Below are 16,844 nucleotides of genomic sequence, written 5' to 3' on the forward strand. Positions count from 1 at the left end.
GGTAGTAGTAGGCCCGTAAGGATCATTGACGGAAGTACAGCATGGCGTCCATTGCAAACGCAACGCATCGACGTGCAGCACGCATTATCTCAAGACAACATGACCCGCGACAGTAGCCCGAGAGCCTAGGCCAAAGGCGTCATCCCCAGAGCCAGCTTCGAAATGTTAGGCCCCAGCTAAGCGACCGAAGTATCCTTCTAGCATCTCGGCGGTTGAAGAATGTATTGCTTCGATGGCACCGACTGCTTCTTCGAACAACTGCTCCGGGATTTCCTCCTGGCTTCCAACAGCCACAACAATGGCACCCTCTTTTTGACCAGGACCGACGGCTGAGAAAACGTGGCTCTCCGACAGATGGACCCATCCAGAGAGTGTCTCGTAAACAGGCTCTACCCAATCAATCTCCGCTTTAAGCGAGTCTACTAGGTGACGGTCGGTTAGTGCATTTCCGTTTCGATCTCTGAACCTGCGGAGGCTGTTGCCGCCAACAACGTGAAGTGCGAGATCGTCGATCGACTCCACGATTCGGTACGCATGTAGCCTGAGAAGTCCGTCAAGTTGAACGCGAAGAAGTGGAGCAAGTGCATGAATGTTGCGCTCATTGACTAGTGCCGGCATTGCTCGAAGCAGCCCCAGGTTCCTATTGAGAATTCCAAACATGACAAGATCCGCGGCATAAAGCGGCTTGCCTTCAGCTGAGCGAAGGTGACCGGAGAAGATCGCCAAGTAGCGCTTCGTAGCCTCCTCAACGATTTCTTCGATGCGCAAGGTGAGCATGTTCTGGGACTCGACGAGTGACATAAGCGGTACTGCGGAGCGAGTTCAGCCTGGATGACTATTGTACCTGCACCTCTCTCACCCGGCGTCCGCTTCCGGCCAGGGAGCGGACATCAATCGCAAGAGTCTTCCATATCGCGGAGCACCGGCGCGAGAGTCTGAGCTCCATCAGGCCGGCTAGATACGCGACGCGCGATTCTCATGCTCGACCCTTGCCACGCTACTGCAAGATGATTGCAGGCTATTCGCCTTGCTCTACTCCAGCGATTCGTCACTCCCGCCTTTCCGCCTGGATATGGATAGACGAAACACTGGAAGCCAAGGAATGATTGGACCAAGCATCCAGCTCTTCCGCAATTGAGCCACTCAGGAGCCATCCGCAGCCGGTGGATTGAGCCGAAGCCAAGGCAAGAACCACAAATTCAGGCCACGATTGCGCAGCATGATGGGAGCAGGCACTCACAATGAAGCCGCCCTTGTGATAGGGCTCGGCGTGGAGATTGCTGACTTCAAGACTTGCTTGCTCAAACATCCGCGCCGCGACCTTGAGAGCCGCCTGCTGCGATGTGCAATTGGTGAACAAGCGCCAGTACAACTCCATGAGTCCACAATCTTTCAAAAGGCCCTCTGGGCGCGGTTGCGCTACTTATAGCAGAAGGCGCGCACGACCTTTCCCCTCTTGCCACCCGGGGTGCCAGCATCAAGGAACAGATAGTTGAAGAGCGCCCACGGCTTGAACAGTGGGCACCCTGGGATGAATCCCGAGAAGATCACCTTGAGCTGGGGCCGGAGAATCGAGAAGTCCTTGATCGGTCCTCCATGTTCCTGCCGCGCGCCCCTATCAATGCGCCGGCTGCGCCTTCAGCGCGCTTGCCCCCCCCCTGCGCACCAGATACAGCGCAACCAGGAACGGCCACAGCGAGTTGATCGACGAGAACAGGCGCTGCGTCAGCCCCCTGAATCCCGCCGGGTCCGCCCCCACCACGTTCAACCAGAGATAGACGATTCCTGCGATGCTCACCAAAGCGGTCACGGCGTACGCCCTTCGGTTGGCAGACCACGCGCTCAATTCGATGTGCGACATCGCCGGTGCAATGATGTTTGCGATACCGATGGTGTAGAAGCCGTGCATCGGATGGCCCATGGGCCAGAGCCCGTTGGTCAGCATGGAGATGCCAAAGATCATCCAGCAGATCGCGCCTACGGCAATCCGGCGACCGGACTCCCGCCACACCCCGATGGCAAACGCCACGAAGCCCACGCCGCAGCCGATGGGGGCAATCCTGGCGCAGATGCTTGCAAGCGTCGGTGCCTGCAGCAGCTCGCTGGCGTGCTGTGCAAGCGGGTTGTAGCCCGGCGCGAATACGGCGGCAACGCTGGTCCAGAACAGGAACCACGGAAGCGGGACCAGACCCGCGCAGAGAAGCAGTCGGCTGCGGCGTGACACGTACGGTGGTCCTTGTTTGGCCTGCGCCAGTGGGTGGAATCCAGACGAACGCCGCAGAACCTTCCTACTGCGGGCAGGACGATCGTGAGTGACTACAGCAGTAGTCAGATTGCGCGCGGCACTCGGAAGGTTCAATAGGCAAGAAGTCATTTAAACCATCCAGCGGGTGTCGCAGCGGTTCGGTTGCATGAGCGATCACACATGTCCGATGGGCGAGTGCTGTCGCATTTGCCGCGCCTTACATCTCTGACGGAAGGTTCTGTCGACTCCGTTCCAGAAGTGCCGTTCCGCCTAGCACACCAAGGCTCTCGCCCCTTTCCACGCTATGCGACAATGCCAAAAGCGTCTCGGGTTTTGGCGGCATTGACCCCTACCCGTTGGCATTCCGAACAACTGCAGGTAATCGTTACTGCGCCACCGTGCATCGGTGGTCGGGACTCGAAAGCCCGTTTTGTTGGGAAGTAGTTTGCGCTTGCCAGCCGGCACCATCGCGCGTGGTGCCGGCTGGCAATCCGTCTGCCGGCTATGGCGGGCGGGGCGTGGGGGTCTTGTACCCGCCGGTTCCCAACATCCGGTTTTCGAGCCACGCTCTGCCCGCCACCTTTATCGGTGGCGGCGTCCGCCTGCATGCACGGAGCCTGCCATGACCACACCGCACTCCCCACCCCCGCGCCCCATCCAGGAAGCGCCCTTGGCCGCTCCGGCCTTGGACCCCAACAGCCTCATCGCCATCCTGCACGCCATCGGCGCGGGCGCTGCGGCCGACGGCCAGCCCTGGCCCGAGCGGCACCATCTACGCAGCCGGCAGATGCAGTTGTCCGACGCCGACTGCGCACTCACCGGCCAACGCATCGTGCAGGAGATCCTGCTGGCGGCCGAGCGCACGCGCCAGAACGGCGAGCCGGAGCAGTACGTGGGCGACCGGGTGATGGAGGGGCTGGTGATGGCCGATCTCGCGCTGACTGCCTTCATCCACGAGCGGATGCGACCCAAGGACTGAGCGCGCTTATGGCGCGGAGTTTTTCTGCCTGTGTGCGGGGTGACAAATGAAGATGCACGGCCTTGCCGCTGCAGCGGCGTGCATCGCGGTGATCGGCGCGATGTGGATGGAATGGCCCGAAACAGCGGGCGATCAGGTGTGGGCCTACCAGAAGCTGCGGCCGGCCGATTACCGCCAGCTGCGCAGTGATGCGCTCGGCTTCGTTACCGCGAAGGCATACGAGGGCTTTGAACTGCACGCGCGCCATGCCGGGGCAACGTCCTTCGAGATCCGGTGCAAAGGCGTGCTGGTGATGGACGTGGAGAACGCACCCTCGCGCGTGCTGATCCGCATGCCTGCCGATGCACGGTGGCGGGCACCGGATATCGAACGCCTGCGCAGCAACTTCGAGCGCTGGCTGGATCTGCACCAGAGCCAGGGGCGGTTGCTGGTGGAAAGCGCGGGGCCTTCGTGGGTTGAGGCGCGGTTTGGGCGCTTCACTGGGTCAGTGCCTGATGAGCAGCGGTGCCTATTCGGGAATTGAACTCCAAATCGCCGCGTCATTCTGAACTTGTGGCCTCAGACGTCGGTCATGCAGGATCTGACGTTTTCGGCTTTTTTAGAACCGTCCCTGAAATCAGGAGTGAACCCAAGGCATTGCTGCCGATGTCGAGGGCACAAGGCGAAACCGAGGCGCGCCCACTCGCCCTGCATCCCTCCACCACCACAGTTGAACACCGGCACCATTCCGAGCCTATCTCAGTTCAATGACAACTGAAGAGTAAATAGTCCGTCAGGCTAAAGTCTGTGGCCTGCCTATTTGACTCCACAGCAGATCCCAACCATCATCTAAAGGACTCCATGGAGGGGGTTTTCCTTCAGGAGCCACAGCCGGGTGACACAGCTTGCCTGTAGACCATAAACGCCAAGGAGGGGGCCATGGCGAAGTTTCCGATGTATCCGCAGTACGTGCCAATCATCAAATGGCAGACCTATGAGCAGCGAGCCCTGACGGAGCTTACCGCTGCGGTTGTGCCCAGGACGCTTCCATGTGTGGAGGTCCGTGACTCCAAACAGCACGCATCGATACTTGATTGCTTCTCCAAAGTCTGGAAGTACCCGGCATTGGTCGACTATGCCAATCCAGAAGGAGTACTGACAAAAACGCGCCTGAAGGAGCTCAATCAATTTCTTAAGCTCGCTGACGGCTCAGGCAAGCAAGCTATGCCGGTGCTGAATCCGTTGACCGCAGCTCAAGACTTCCCGGTCATTGCGCCCAATCTCGGCGGTAGAAAGGTTGCCCTTCGCCTGCGCGTGGATCTACCAGGGATTGGAATTGGCATCGCCTTGGTGAGGAATGCTCTCACCGTTCCCGGCTTGGCCGAGAGGGCAGAGCGATTGATCGTTGATCTGGGCCGGACGCCAGCAACACATCCAAGCGATCTAACCACGTTGGCAGCAGCCTTGCAGACCTTGAAAGGCCTCGGCTTTGCCCACCTGCACCTTTCATCCGGATCCTTCCCCGGCTCGCTGGCCAATATTGTCGGCACTGGTGAGGTTGAGCGGAAGGATTGGAAGCTGTGGCATAGCGTGCAAGCCTTGGCGCCGCTCGCCCTAGTCGGCTTCTCCGACTACGGCCCTCTCAATCCTGACTGGACAGAGGAGATCCTTCAGCGCCGAGGAAGTCGAGTAACCATCCGCTACGCATTAGATGAAAAATGGCGGATTGTTCGCGGGACCAACGCGACCAAGCAAGAGTCGGTCGCCATCTCAAAGATTCTGGTCAACATGTACCCGCACGAGTACCAGGGACCGACCTTCTCCTTCGGTGACAAACTCATCGCAGAGCGGGTAGACCCAGCGATTCCACTGAAGAAGAAAAGTGGCGGGCATCTACACATCACAGAGTACTGGACACACCACATCAGCTACGTGCTGCAAAAGCAGTACTAATGCACTGCTGTTGCGCTGCTCGCTCGCGCGAGTAGCGCAGCGCGGATGTGCTCCTTGATTTCGTCAAGCTCCAAAGCCTGCGCGATGTGCTGCTGGATCAAGTACAGGCTCTTGCTGCGCCACCCTTTGATGTCACCCTCCTTGCGCAGCACCTCTAGCGCCTCTTCCTTGTTGAGGATCGAGGCTAGGGAGGCAGCCTTGTGGCGCACATTCAGACCCGCCTCCCGAATGCAATGGAAGGTTCCGGCCTGGGAATCCACCACCATCGCTCCCCACCAAGGAGGCAGAAGGTCCATCGCCTTTGCGACATGGCACGGAGCCATCACCAGGGTGACCCGATCGAAAACCCAGCCATAGCGAGAGCCTTGGTTGATCAACCTGGCCAGGCTGTCAGCCTCGCTCTTGATCTCAAAGCAGTGCATCTGCTCAACCAGAACCAGATCAGCACGAACCTCACCGCCATGCAGGCGAAGCTCTTCGATCAGGGACACCTGATGAGCCTGGGCTTGATTGGCCAGATGACCGGCCAAGGCCTGCTTAATCTGAAGCTCTCTCATGGGAATTCTGGGCGGGATGTACAGCCGGAGCATAACACGACTATGCTTATATGCAATCCTACAAGCGGAATTTTCATGAGAAAGCTCAAGCAACCCCTGGCATTGGCCGTAGAGTTGCGAGACAAGCTTGCGCTGGAGGGCTTAGCAGGTAGCTCTGCTATCGCTAGAGCGGCGAATCTTGGCCAGCCCCAAGTCTATCGGAACCTGTTTGGACGACCCAAGAAGGTCAGCCGAACCATGCGCGATCTATGCAAATATGCGAACGTTGATGCATATGAGGGAACTTCAAACCCCAGCGAGTCGAAGGTGCTGATGGAAGCACTGGCCACTGTGTGGGACGGCAGCGACGCGCATGCCCGGCGCCTGGCCAAGCTGCTCTTTGCCCACCAGCAGGCCCACATGTAACAATCGGCCGCGGCCCAACGGAGGCCAAGGATGAACAAGAATTTCCCAACGGTGTCGGTGAAGAGTGCCTACGACGCGCTCAGTGCGGCCGGCTTCCCCAAAACCTTTGTCTCACGCCTGCTACCGGAGTGGTGGGACAACGCACTATTCAAGACAAGTACCGGTGCGATCGAGTTTGCCTCGATCCTCAAGCAACGTCTTGGCCTGGACGTGCGTTTTGCCGATAGCGGAGAGCTGGAAGTCCTCGTCCCCAACCGCCCTGCACGCTACAAAAAGCGGGCCGCCACACAGGAATCTGAGCTGCGCGTATGCGCCAGCCTCGGCATGGCCATGGGGAAGCTAGCCCGATTCTGCATGGATCGTCAAAGCGCCCCGCTTCCAAAAGATCCGCTCAAACTCGCTAAACAGATTCGCGCCAGGACCGACGCACCGGCCATCACCTTCTCGACGTTGCTGGAGTTCTGCTGGGGCATGGGAGTGCCAGTGCTGTTCCTGAAAGAGCTTCCCCGCGGGAGCAAGCGCATCACTGGAATGGCGCTGCAGATCGATGGGAACCCCGTGATCGTACTTGGATACCAGTCCAGTCAGAACGCCAGACAGCTCTTCGTCTTGGCACATGAACTCGCCCATATCTGCCTGGGGCATGTTGGTGAGACTGGGGTACTGGTCGATGAGGAAATGGAGGCCATCACTGATGCGATCGAGCGAGAGGCGGGCCGTCCGGCTGACGCAGAAGAGCGGCAAGCCGACCAATTTGCACTTCGGCTGCTTCGCAACGGGCACGTCCACCTCCCCCTGGCCGGCAGCGGAGTATCCGCCGCTGAGCTCGCTAACTTGGCTGTCGCCAAGGGCAGGGAACTGGGCATCGACCCGGGCCACATCATCCTCAGTTATGCCCGCGAGCATGATGATTGGATGCTGGCCAACATGGCCTTGGCGTATTTTCCGGATCAGGCCAACGCAACAGACAAGATCAAGCACCAATTCAAGACCCACTGCGACGTCGGCCGGCTCTCGGATGACAACCAGGCTTATCTGCTCAGCATGCAAGGCTTCTGATGAGCGCAGACCACTATCTCATTGACAGCGATGCAGCCAAGGCGCTCTGCCAGTACGGTCTGATGGAGGACCTGGCAACCGCGCTTGGGCTGAAACTGAGCGACTTTTCCATCCTCGCCCAGCTGCGGTACCAACTCCATCTAGCCAACCCCACCAAGGCGCTCAAGAAGCTCGGTAGCAAACTAGCGGTCGACCAAGCCGGCGAGCTGGTCGCCAATGCGAGCGAAGTGGTCGTGCTACTTGATTCGGCAAACTATGCCCTACTGGAAGGCACTCCTGATATTGATGGCGGTGAGTTGGCCCTGTTTGCCGCCATGTGCGATGACAACGCTGCAGGCCTGATCACAGGGGACAAGCGCTCGCTGGTTGCCCTGTGTAAAGTCGAGGGCCCGATCCAAGAAAGCTTCAGTTGGGCACAGATTCTTTGCCTTGAAGAGGCAATCGCACTGCTGATCGGTCACTTCGGCTGGATGTACGTGTCCGAGCGAGTCCGTGAGCGGCCCGATGTAAACGTTGCAATTTCCAACATCTTCGGCAGATCTACTGCTGCCCATGAAGCAGCTATTTCTGAGGGGCTGCAGAGCTATCTCAAAGAGCTCCAGATCAACACTGCCGGTAAGTACTGTTCACCTTACCTGTCCGGATTGGCCAACCAGTGACGCCTCGGGGTTGCAATGACGTTCAAATTTCTCGTTAGGCCATCCACAGAGTTGCGTAACATCTGCTGAGACGCAGCGATCTAATCTTTAACCACGTGTCACCAAAGGCCTGGGCCAATCGTGCATTCAGACCCTCTTTTCCATCGGGCAATGAACTGGATGCAATTCAACATTAAGAATGAGTTACGACTGAAAGATCTCGTGGGTCTACTCGGCGCAAGTGGAAGGACGGTCATCCGTCGCTTCCGAACTGCACTGATACAACGCCAAACTCCTAGGTGTAGAACTTGAGGATGCAAATGGCGGGCTCGCCTCTTCAAGGTAGATGCATCGACCAGATCGCTTCGCAAGTCGGATACTCAGACGGAAGCTCGTTCGCACGGGTCTTTCGGGAGAGGACGCGCATGAGTCCAGAGGCTTACCGGAGCAGGTACTCAAGCGGCTAGGCATCCAGAACGTCGCAACCCTACGCAGGGATCGGGATCTGTTGGAGCCGGCGACTGAACGTCTTCGGCTTTCAGCACGGGCCTTGCACCGGATTCTGCAGGCGCTGTACGCCGCTTCCCATCTGGCCGGAATCCCCTAGCCGTTTCAGCGGCAATTTCCGATGGTGCCTTGGGGTTGCCCGCCGCACCATCAAGCGTCTCTCTGCAGGAAACCACACATGAGCCTGGCGCTGGTCCACAGCCGTGCCCGCGCCGGGGTCGATGCCCCGCTGGTGCGGGTGGAAGTGCACCTCTCGGGTGGCCTGCCTGCCACTCAGATTGTCGGACTGGCCGAGACCAGCGTGCGCGAATCGCGCGAGCGCGTGCGAGCCGCCCTGCTCTGTGCACGCTTCGACTTTCCGCAGCGGCGCATCACGTTGAACCTCGCGCCGGCCGATCTGCCCAAGGAAGGCGGCCGCTACGACCTGGCCATCGCGCTGGGCATTCTGGCGGCCAGTGGCCAGGTCGATCCGCAGTCGCTGCTTCAGTACGAATTCCTGGGCGAGTTGGGCCTGACCGGTGAACTGCGGCCAGTGGCTGGCGCTCTGCCGGCGGCGATTGCGGCGGCTGACGCCGGGCGCATCCTGGTGGTGCCGCCGGGCAATGCCGCCGAGGCTGCACTGGCCGAGCATGCCGATGTGCGGGTAGCGCGTACGTTGCTGGAGTGCTGCGCTGGGTTGGGGAACCCACGCCTGCTGCCGCCAGTAGAGCGTGTGGACACGACGCCGTTGCCGCTGCCGGATCTGGCCGATGTGCGCGGCCAGGCGCATGCGCGGCGCGCATTGGAGGTCGCCGCAGCGGGTGGGCACCATCTATTGCTGATCGGTAGCCCTGGCTGCGGCAAGACGCTGTTGGCTTCGCGCCTGCCCAGCCTGCTGCCGGACACCGAGGAAGCCGAGGCGTTACAGCTGGCTGCGATTGCCTCGGTGAGTGGTGAAGGGCTGGACCCACGGCGCTGGCGGCAACGGCCTTTCCGATCCCCACATCACAGTGCCAGTGCGGCGGCGCTGGTGGGCGGCGGAAATCCGCCTTGCCCCGGCGAAATCTCGCTGGCCCATCACGGCGTGCTGTTCCTGGACGAGCTTCCGGAGTGGAATCGAAGTGCGTTGGAAACCCTGCGCGAGCCGCTGGAATCTGGCCACATCCGCATCGCCCGCGCGGCGCGGAGCGTGCAGTATCCTGCACGGTTCCAGCTGGTGGCCGCTTTTGTGAGGAATCTCACCATATAGGCATTTAGGTCGTCAGGGATGACCAATCGAGCCGACCAGTTCTTCACGGCAGACGGCAAAGAGCACCGAGCAGTCGCGACGGATACTTTATGATTGCCACAGCCCCCAAAGGGGTCACTGAGTAATCTTAGCTATTGCCGTGAGCATTCCAGGAACCAAGCCCGTCCGAAAGTACATCATTCCCCTCGCATTTCTGCTTGCCTTCGGAATGCCGCTAGTTTGCGTACTAGTAGCGAGACTGTTCGGTGATCTGTGCTGGCCGCAGAGAATCGGAGCGATTTACATCGGATTGTCAGTTCTTGTGCAGGGATACATTGCGGCTGATCAGTCAAAGGTCTGCCATGAGCTGAGCGACGGGACAACACTTCGCCAACACATCAATCAGACCGGCTTCACAATGGCCCTGTTCGGAACACTCTTCGCTGCGCTCGGGGATCTGCCCGGAAGCTACTACGGTGTTGCCATGTGCCGTGGCTAAACTCACCATCGAAATACACATTGAGGTCGCGCCCTGCTCCTCACTTTGAATGACCGTTGGACGCGAGCTTGGGCTTATCCATACAGTACTTCGTAACGTCGGAGCCCATCACAAGATGCCGACCCACGCGTCACAGCTATCGGCCGCTTTGGACCACTCAGCGTCGTCACAGCAGCTGCCCATCAATCATCGATTTCGCACTAGGTACGAGCACCCCGAAGCACGCCGGCAAAATTATTAGTCAGTTCCGCGGCCGGTGTTGCGCCGTCGAGTAGCCCATGAGGTGAAGGGAACCACTCGACCTCTCCCCCACCGGTGGTACGACGCAGACCCTACCGATCGCCAAAATGCTACCTACTATCAATCAATGGGGATACGCCCACAGCAGGTAGTTCGAGGAATCCTCGGGCACATCTGCTCCGTAGGCCGCGGAAGGAACGACGAGCGCCTCAGCAGGCACCTCTTCAACCCCGACTCCGGTCTTCCTCATGGAGTCCGCCTTAGCTACTGGGTCTACCCCTAGGCAGGACACACAGCGATTCGCGACTTCGCGCTGGGCAACTTTGCCACTGGCATTTCCAGCGTTGGGAATCTGCTCAAAAGCTACCCGCTCGCCTTCGCCAAGGCATGGAGCAAGGACTTCGTTTTGATTGGTACGCCGACATCGGGCCCGCCGACGAAGTTGATCCTCACTTGGACTTTGTGGCCCTCCTGGACAGCTATGGCCAGAGCATGTGCGAGGCAACCGCTACGCTGGCATGCACGATGAAGGAGCATTCATCGCCAAGGAGAGAAACCCCCAAAGCCTGGTGCGCAGATTGCGCCATTGTGACCGCATGCCCCAGCGGCAGGCATTCCCTTGCCAATCTACGGGATGTGTTTGGCGTAGCTACGAATGTCGAGCATCGGTACCGTTCCGAGCTCCTGCAGCCTAGCCATCAGTTCAAGCAAGAACCTTGTGGTTGCCCGCGGCCCAGCCTGCCGTTCGAGCGCGCCTTCATCGTTCATGAAGAACGTACCCGCATCTGCAATACAGCCCATATCCAGCTGTCTATTCCCGGCTTGACCAAGAACATGGTCGGCCAGGGTCTGTCCCAGCGGTGGCACCCACGGGCAGCTCAATGACAGCAACCCGGCGAGAATGCGAGCCGGCTCCTTCGCTGGTTTGGGACCATCGACTGTAGGCACCGGCATGGTGGTTCTGATCAGGCGCCTCACACTCTCTGCCTTGAATTGCGCATAGCCGATAGTCTCCGCGCTCGTTACCTGCTTGGCCTCAAAGACCGCATACACACTCTCCGCAGGAACGTAGTGCACCCCCAAGTAGGTGAACACCAATGGGGAGTATTGGCGATCGTGTATAACCACGTCGATCTGCTGACTGAAGTTCCCCTCGCTATCCACAACGTGGGCCTTGCTGACCACGTACCGCTTGGGCAAGTAGCTGCTTAGCAGATCGATCCAGACCTGTTCACTTGCATCTCCCTTGTCGGTGGGGTGATGCAACGCAAGGCGGGCAGTTCTGAGCGCGGCCTCCACCTGCTCGTGCAAGTGATCCAGAAGGTTGGGAAGTGATGGCTGATTCATTGGACGATGCTGCCCCATGTCTCTTGCGCAAGCGCAACCTGAGCGGCGCGCTCAATCGCAAGTTTGTCTGCAAACGTAAGATCATCAGAGATCGCGTTGTTCGCGTTAGCGGGGTCTGTAACCCGAGCGGCTACGAAACTATTGGCCAAGAAGCGAAGCACCACCAGAACGCGCTCGGCCAAGCTAACGGAGAAATTGAGCTGCAACGCCCGGATCACAACCAACTCAAGGTAGACCGATGGGAAGTCCAACCTGTTTTGATCCCGCCAGAGCTTGATGATCCTTGTCTCAGGCTGCATGCCGGCCGCGCGTACTACGTCAATGTGGGTTTGAACGTTGGTCTTCGTCCAAGTATCTGCCCGGCTGCGATAGAGACTATAGTCTGTGGTGAGCGCCGTTTGTTGTTTCCCAGGCACAAGATCCACATCAATCTGAGCCACCCGAATGCCCAGAGACACATCCTGCTTACGCACAACGTAGCCCGCATCTGTCAGAGCGTTGAAGAGCGTCAGGTAGATCTGCTTAAGACTATCGGGAGTCGAAGGACGCAAGGAAATAAAGAGATCCACATCAGTGCCACTCTTATTGGCTGTCCCCTTCGCGAAGGATCCGCTTGGAGTTACTGACTGCACGTACCGACCGCCCCAGGCATTGATCACCGGGGTCAGCGTTGCCCTCGCTAAGAACGCAGGGGAGAGCAAGGACGTATCGACGGCCTCTCTCGTAAGAATCGCCTTCAGGTACAGGTCTCCAGTCAAGCCCGATCTCCGTATCGTTCCTTGCCATTGTACGACTCATCCCGGCACCAGCAGCTTCATTGGTGTCCGGCTGGGCACTGTTTCGATACCTGCCATACCTGCCATACCTGCCATGCCCGCCATGCCCACCACGCCCGCCATCCATGATGGCTCTGGATCCTTCAAACCGGCGTAGCATGGCGGGAAGCGACCTTAAGGGCAGCTACCATGGGCGAACTCTCTAATGCAGAGGTGGTCAGACTTGCGGAAGCCGCTCGCCAAACCTTCCGCCAGATCGCGATGGCATGGTCCTTGACCGATCAAGAGCAAAGCGCGCTCCTTGGCAGCCGGTTGAGATCGCCTTTGCTGTCGCATATTCAAGCGCATCCGATGCTACCCGGCCAGAGACGCTTGAGCGCGTGAGCTACCTGATTGGCATTCACGCTGCACTGCACAACACTTTTCCGATCAGCGACACGCCGATGGCTGGATACGTCGGCCGAATACCGGACGTCCGTTCAATGGTGCTATCGCGCTGGCACTGATGTGCAGCGGCCAATTAATCGACCTTGCCGCGGTCCGTGAGCACTGGAGACGAACGGAATGGGGCCCCCTCTAAACTGTGCACGCACTATGCCGGCAGCCAGCTACCTTGAGTCGGCTGGTTGCGGTTGCATAGCAATGAGCATGCCGTATTGGTCGCGAGGCAACTCGAACCAGAACAGTCATTGATCAGACAAGGCCGAACGTTGGCAGCAGCTCAACCAAGAAGGTTCTTCGCTTCACAGGTGGCCCCCGCAGAAAGAGCCCACATGAATCATCTGGCTTGACGCAATCACCACCGTCGCTCGCTAGTGCCGGTCCTTAATCTGGCTGCCGCGCACGCTCTGTAGCATCTTCATGACCTGATCAGAGACCTCAGCCGGAGAGAACCCCAAGGCAGCGGCGATGAGGCAGAACTCCAATACGTCCAAGCGCCGGGCCCCAGACTCAACGGAAGAGACTCGCTGCTGAGGCCACCCCAGATGAGCGGCTAGCCGGGTTTGACTGATACCCAACGACTCACGTCGCTCGCGGAGCAGGCCGACCAACCGAAGGTACGCACTTTGGTAGATCGTCTTGGTAGCCATCAGGTCCGCCTGGAGGAGCGGAACGAAATCTATGGCCGAGCCGGGCACTACATGAAAATTGTGTAGACGACTTTCCGGTGGCTTGCTAGCATCAGAGCCGGTTGAACTGCCGGGGATCGAGTGATCTATGGTCGTGACCAACAGACCCTCATCCCTCCGTGGCCAGACCTCGATGCGCTGCTAGTATCGCTTGGGCCGTTCTACGCGTGCGCGTGGTGTGCGCTCGAGCGCTCCACTTCGATTTCCGCACCTGTGGCCGCTGACACAGCAGTTGCGCAGCACTTGCTGCTGTTCCTTCAGACAGCGGGGGTCCTAGCTGAGACGAGCTCGTCAAATGGCTCTACAAGGCGATCTCTTTACGACCCTATTAGCTGGAGCTATCGGGAGAGCAGTCAGCTGCCTGACGACCTGAGTAGTTCACTAACCCATGCACTTAGAGCATGGCGCCCCTCGCTTGGAGCACAGGACCGACAGTGGCTCTGGCGTCAGCTTTCCGACCGCGAAGCTGCTGCCTATCTCGTGTCATTGCTACGCAAGCATCGGATCCGTACTCAACACGCCGAGGAGATCCTATGTGTACAGGAAAGAGAATGGCGTGAGCTGAGTTTGGGACGCAAGCGATACGTGCTTTGGTCGTCAGTCCGGGGAGCTGCGAGTGAGTTCTTAAGCACCGGCGGCGACGAATCCGCAGCATTGACCGTGCTGAGCCGCGAGATACGCGGTCGAGCAGATTGGCTATCTCGCAAGCAAGCATCAGGAACGCTAAGCAAGTCTGACTACTGCTTTCTGCCGGACCCTGCATGGCGGCGACCGCTGATGGTCGATGTCGCGTTGGAGTGCCTACTGCCTATTGGCGACGACTACTGGCTCGCCCCTCCTATTCTGGCTCGGCAGCAAGAGGGGCCAGGACTCAGATCGCGTCTCTTACGACGCACTCAAACGTAGATAGGCTCCTATCGCATGCGCCCCAGTATCCTCGCCCTCGATCTCGAGGGAACCCTGATCTCCAATGCGGTCAGCCAAATTCCTCGACCAGGACTTCGGGATTTCCTAGATTATGCTAGAACCACCTTTGATGAGGTTGTGCTTTTCACAACGGTATCTCGGCATATGTCGCTAAGAATCGCCTTACTTCTGGCTGAGGAAGGCCATGTGCCTGGCTGGTTCACAGGGGTCCGCTACGTCGAATGGACTGGGCCTACCAAGGACCTTCGATTCGTGTCTCCACTACTTGGCCAAGCTCTGCTGCTTGACGACCACCGCCCCTACATCCACCGGGGTCAACACAAGTTCTGGGTTGAGGCCCCGCTATTCGCATCACCGTACCTTGCTGATGACAGTGGGTTGCAGGCCGCCCAGCGACGCATCGGGGAGAGAGTGTCGCTGCTTTCTAGCTCGCCTGACTAAGCATCAATCGAAGCCATCGCGCCAGAGCCGCAGACGAAGCCACGTCTAGGTTCTCTGCATGACAGAGCGCGCCATTCAATCGCCGGAGTCAGCGTGACTAGAACCAGTCTTTCCCACCCCCTTCAGATTGCGACTCTCCCGGTTGGCCATTGCGGTGGGGCCATCGGGGTGACGTTCGCGCCTGGCAAGCATCAAGTCACAGCTATGACCGGATCGTGGTCGCGAGACTTGGATATGGACCTTCAAGCTATAAGTTCATGGGGCGCAAGTCATCTCATCAGTCTAATTGAGCCTTGGGAGTTCGAGGATCTTCAGATCGCCGCTCTGCCAGAGCGTGCAGCAGACCATGGTCTACGGTGGTACGGACTGCCGATCGTGGATGGCGCCGCGCCCGATTACGGGTTCCTCCAGCGATGGAAGGAGTTGGAGACGTCCATCTGCAACGCGCTACTTAACGGCAAACGGGTTGTCGTCCATTGCAAGGGCGGACTTGGCAGAGCAGGCACTGTCGCCTGCATGCTTCTCCTCAGCACCAAGACTTCCCTGAGCAGCGAGGATGCGATCAGGCGCGTGAGAATGGTACGCCTTGGTGCCGTTGAGACATTGGAGCAAGAGGAGTTCCTGCACAACTGGGCATCTGCCTCACATCACCTCTAGGGAAGCACTGATCAGCTTCCTGTCCTTCTGATAAGACCAACCCCAACGTGTCGCTGCTGAGGATCGTCGCGTTAGGAGAGGGCGCGGCAGCAGCCGGCGCAAGTCAGTATCGGGCGACTGACCAATGCCCGGCTTCGGTCAGAAGACGATAGCCCCCTCCCCCGATAGATCTTTCTTATCCACGACTAGCCTTGAGCCTACTGGTCCCGCGGAGAAGAGAAATAAGGGGCGGGCGGATTCTGGCGTTAGCCGGATTGCCGCCAACGACCTAGATCTCTCCAAGATCCTTGAGCACGGCCTGTCCCTTCTGCAAGAACCCAGCCAGCAACCGGCCTCCCGCCACTCGCCGGCCAAGTTGCTCATTGAGGTAGCTGGCCTGCAGGCGTGCGTGGGCCAGCAGATCCTTCTGGGCCATGCTAGGAATCACGGCCCGGAGCGGTTCGCCTGGTGAGGCCAGCTGCCCCCGGATCGGCTGGACCACGCAAGGGTGCTGGCTGCCGCTCTTGGCATATGCCGTGGCCATCATCCGGTCGCTCTTCGACGACCAGCCACCAAACACCAACTCGGTCCCGAGCTGCTCGATCGGTAATCCTGCCTCGGCTGCCGCCTTCTCGTAGTTCGGCCACAGCTGGTCCACCACCAACCCCAGCTCGGCAGATAACTGTTCCATTGTGAAATCTGCGCGGTAGCTAGCCTGCAGCGCCAGCTCATAAATGCGAAGGAAGAACTGCGTAGAACCTCGCGTAGCAAACATCAGGTTGTGCTGAGGGATCAGCAGCAGCTTTGCCCCGGCGGAATGTGCCCCTGTGAGAGCATCCTCTGCCAAGGTATCCACGGCGACGACAAGGTGATCACGAGTGAGCAGAAGGTTGAGGATGCTCATGGCGGACTCGTCCAGATGTTCGCAAACTATCGCCTTCCCACCCCTTGCCTGTCCAGACTGCCATGACCTCCGAGATCACAGAAATCCTTGAGCGCCTCCACGCTTGCGAGGCCGCACTTGAGATGCACCGCGGCTACCTCAAAGCAATGGAGTATGGGTTGCGGGTTTCGTTTCTAACACACCAAGACCCGGTGATTCTGCTCGACACGTGGACCAGACTGCTCCCCTCGATCGCCCATAGCCACGAGAGGGAGGGCAGCCAGCAATTCGCCGCCGCATTCCAGCAGTCCCTGACAGTTCTCACTGAGCAGATCGGCACCGAGTGCAAGAGACCCTAAGCAGCCAAGGCGTACGGCTCAACGAGGCGGGCAATGTCCGATCTCGGCCAGAAACGGACGTCCCAGCACACGGTGCC

The 16,844-nt window shown here is 59.0% G+C and carries 18 protein-coding genes and 1 pseudogene; 11 read left to right on the plus strand and 8 right to left on the minus strand.

Features of this window, described 5'->3' with window-relative positions; genetic code table 11:
- Positions 1-165: 165 nt before the first annotated feature.
- The 3 genes from AC3ITW_RS20670 to AC3ITW_RS20680 all read right to left on the minus strand — a co-directional run bounded on the left by AC3ITW_RS20670 (position 166) and on the right by AC3ITW_RS20680 (position 2,224).
- Entirely contained in the window at positions 166-801 is a 636-nt protein-coding gene (locus AC3ITW_RS20670; protein WP_157804794.1) for a hypothetical protein, read from the minus strand.
- 247 nt (positions 802-1,048) lie between these two features.
- Positions 1,049-1,378 carry a hypothetical protein gene (locus AC3ITW_RS20675; protein ID WP_100435381.1) on the minus strand — a complete coding sequence of 110 codons (330 nt, stop codon included), beginning with the start codon at positions 1,376-1,378 and terminating at the stop codon, positions 1,049-1,051.
- Positions 1,379-1,618: 240 nt separating this feature from the next.
- Positions 1,619-2,224 (minus strand): DUF998 domain-containing protein, encoded by a 606-nt coding sequence (locus AC3ITW_RS20680; RefSeq protein WP_489389899.1) that lies wholly within the window; start codon positions 2,222-2,224, stop codon positions 1,619-1,621.
- A 643-nt stretch (positions 2,225-2,867) separates the two neighbouring features.
- On the opposite strand from AC3ITW_RS20680, the gene AC3ITW_RS20685 reads away from it, so the two are divergent.
- From AC3ITW_RS20685 to AC3ITW_RS20695, 3 genes are all read left to right on the plus strand, one after another.
- Positions 2,868-3,224 (plus strand): hypothetical protein, encoded by a 357-nt coding sequence (locus AC3ITW_RS20685; RefSeq protein WP_046984191.1) that lies wholly within the window; start codon positions 2,868-2,870, stop codon positions 3,222-3,224.
- 46 nt (positions 3,225-3,270) lie between these two features.
- Positions 3,271-3,747, plus strand: a complete 477-nt coding sequence (locus AC3ITW_RS20690; RefSeq protein WP_100435382.1) for a cold-shock protein — start codon at positions 3,271-3,273, stop codon at positions 3,745-3,747.
- A 395-nt stretch (positions 3,748-4,142) separates the two neighbouring features.
- A complete protein-coding gene (locus AC3ITW_RS20695; RefSeq protein ID WP_100435383.1) occupies positions 4,143-5,156 on the plus strand; it encodes a beta family protein in 1,014 nt (337 codons plus the stop codon).
- On the opposite strand, the gene AC3ITW_RS20700 is transcribed toward AC3ITW_RS20695, so the two are convergent.
- Complete coding sequence (locus AC3ITW_RS20700; RefSeq protein ID WP_157804795.1) at positions 5,153-5,713, minus strand: sce7726 family protein; 561 nt, start codon at positions 5,711-5,713, stop codon at positions 5,153-5,155. The two genes, AC3ITW_RS20695 and AC3ITW_RS20700, sit on opposite strands and share 4 nt — an antisense overlap.
- On the opposite strand from AC3ITW_RS20700, the gene AC3ITW_RS20705 reads away from it, so the two are divergent.
- From AC3ITW_RS20705 to AC3ITW_RS20725, 5 genes and pseudogenes are all read left to right on the plus strand, one after another.
- The gene (locus tag AC3ITW_RS20705; RefSeq protein ID WP_489390376.1) at positions 5,618-6,118 is read left to right on the plus strand and encodes a hypothetical protein; all 501 of its coding nucleotides are present in this window, start codon (positions 5,618-5,620) and stop codon (positions 6,116-6,118) included. The genes AC3ITW_RS20700 and AC3ITW_RS20705 overlap by 96 nt on opposite strands.
- A 30-nt stretch (positions 6,119-6,148) precedes the next feature.
- On the plus strand, positions 6,149-7,177 hold the full coding sequence (locus tag AC3ITW_RS20710) for an ImmA/IrrE family metallo-endopeptidase (protein WP_100435385.1): 1,029 nt from the start codon (positions 6,149-6,151) through the stop codon (positions 7,175-7,177).
- The gene (locus tag AC3ITW_RS20715) at positions 7,177-7,836 is read left to right on the plus strand and encodes a hypothetical protein (protein ID WP_100435386.1); all 660 of its coding nucleotides are present in this window, start codon (positions 7,177-7,179) and stop codon (positions 7,834-7,836) included. The genes AC3ITW_RS20710 and AC3ITW_RS20715 overlap by 1 nt, the downstream gene beginning before the upstream one ends.
- Before the next feature lie 299 nt (positions 7,837-8,135).
- Positions 8,136-8,282 (plus strand): helix-turn-helix domain-containing protein, encoded by a 147-nt coding sequence (locus AC3ITW_RS20720; protein WP_157804797.1) that lies wholly within the window; start codon positions 8,136-8,138, stop codon positions 8,280-8,282.
- Between the two features lie 218 nt (positions 8,283-8,500).
- Positions 8,501-9,526: pseudogene (locus AC3ITW_RS20725) on the plus strand (YifB family Mg chelatase-like AAA ATPase); the annotation flags it as partial.
- A 1,369-nt stretch (positions 9,527-10,895) separates the two neighbouring features.
- Here AC3ITW_RS20725 and AC3ITW_RS20730 read toward each other — a convergent pair.
- Together AC3ITW_RS20730 and AC3ITW_RS20735 are read right to left on the minus strand one after the other, a co-directional pair.
- Entirely contained in the window at positions 10,896-11,615 is a 720-nt protein-coding gene (locus tag AC3ITW_RS20730; protein WP_046984188.1) for a DUF6602 domain-containing protein, read from the minus strand.
- Positions 11,612-12,373, minus strand: a complete 762-nt coding sequence (locus tag AC3ITW_RS20735) for a nucleotidyltransferase domain-containing protein (RefSeq protein ID WP_046984187.1) — start codon at positions 12,371-12,373, stop codon at positions 11,612-11,614. Before AC3ITW_RS20735 ends, AC3ITW_RS20730 begins: the two co-directional genes overlap by 4 nt.
- Positions 12,374-12,842: 469 nt before the next feature.
- Between AC3ITW_RS20735 and AC3ITW_RS20740 the strand changes: the two genes are divergently transcribed.
- Positions 12,843-12,971, plus strand: coding sequence for a hypothetical protein (locus AC3ITW_RS20740; RefSeq protein ID WP_080354804.1), 129 nt, complete (start codon positions 12,843-12,845; stop codon positions 12,969-12,971).
- Positions 12,972-13,203: 232 nt separating this feature from the next.
- Here the strand turns inward: AC3ITW_RS20740 and AC3ITW_RS20745 are convergent, their stop codons facing one another.
- The gene (locus AC3ITW_RS20745) at positions 13,204-13,482 is read right to left on the minus strand and encodes a helix-turn-helix domain-containing protein (RefSeq protein ID WP_046984211.1); all 279 of its coding nucleotides are present in this window, start codon (positions 13,480-13,482) and stop codon (positions 13,204-13,206) included.
- Positions 13,483-15,057: 1,575 nt separating this feature from the next.
- Here AC3ITW_RS20745 and AC3ITW_RS20750 point away from each other — a divergent pair.
- Positions 15,058-15,546, plus strand: a complete 489-nt coding sequence (locus AC3ITW_RS20750; protein ID WP_229301142.1) for a cyclin-dependent kinase inhibitor 3 family protein — start codon at positions 15,058-15,060, stop codon at positions 15,544-15,546.
- Positions 15,547-15,814: 268 nt separating this feature from the next.
- Here AC3ITW_RS20750 and AC3ITW_RS20755 read toward each other — a convergent pair whose 3' ends face one another.
- Positions 15,815-16,429, minus strand: a complete 615-nt coding sequence (locus AC3ITW_RS20755; protein ID WP_046984185.1) for a hypothetical protein — start codon at positions 16,427-16,429, stop codon at positions 15,815-15,817.
- Between the two features lie 62 nt (positions 16,430-16,491).
- Between AC3ITW_RS20755 and AC3ITW_RS20760 the strand changes: the two genes are divergently transcribed.
- Positions 16,492-16,767 carry a hypothetical protein gene (locus AC3ITW_RS20760; RefSeq protein WP_046984184.1) on the plus strand — a complete coding sequence of 92 codons (276 nt, stop codon included), beginning with the start codon at positions 16,492-16,494 and terminating at the stop codon, positions 16,765-16,767.
- The last annotated feature ends 77 nt before the right edge of the window (positions 16,768-16,844 follow it).

This window comes from Stenotrophomonas sp. KH_052, assembly GCF_057838755.1.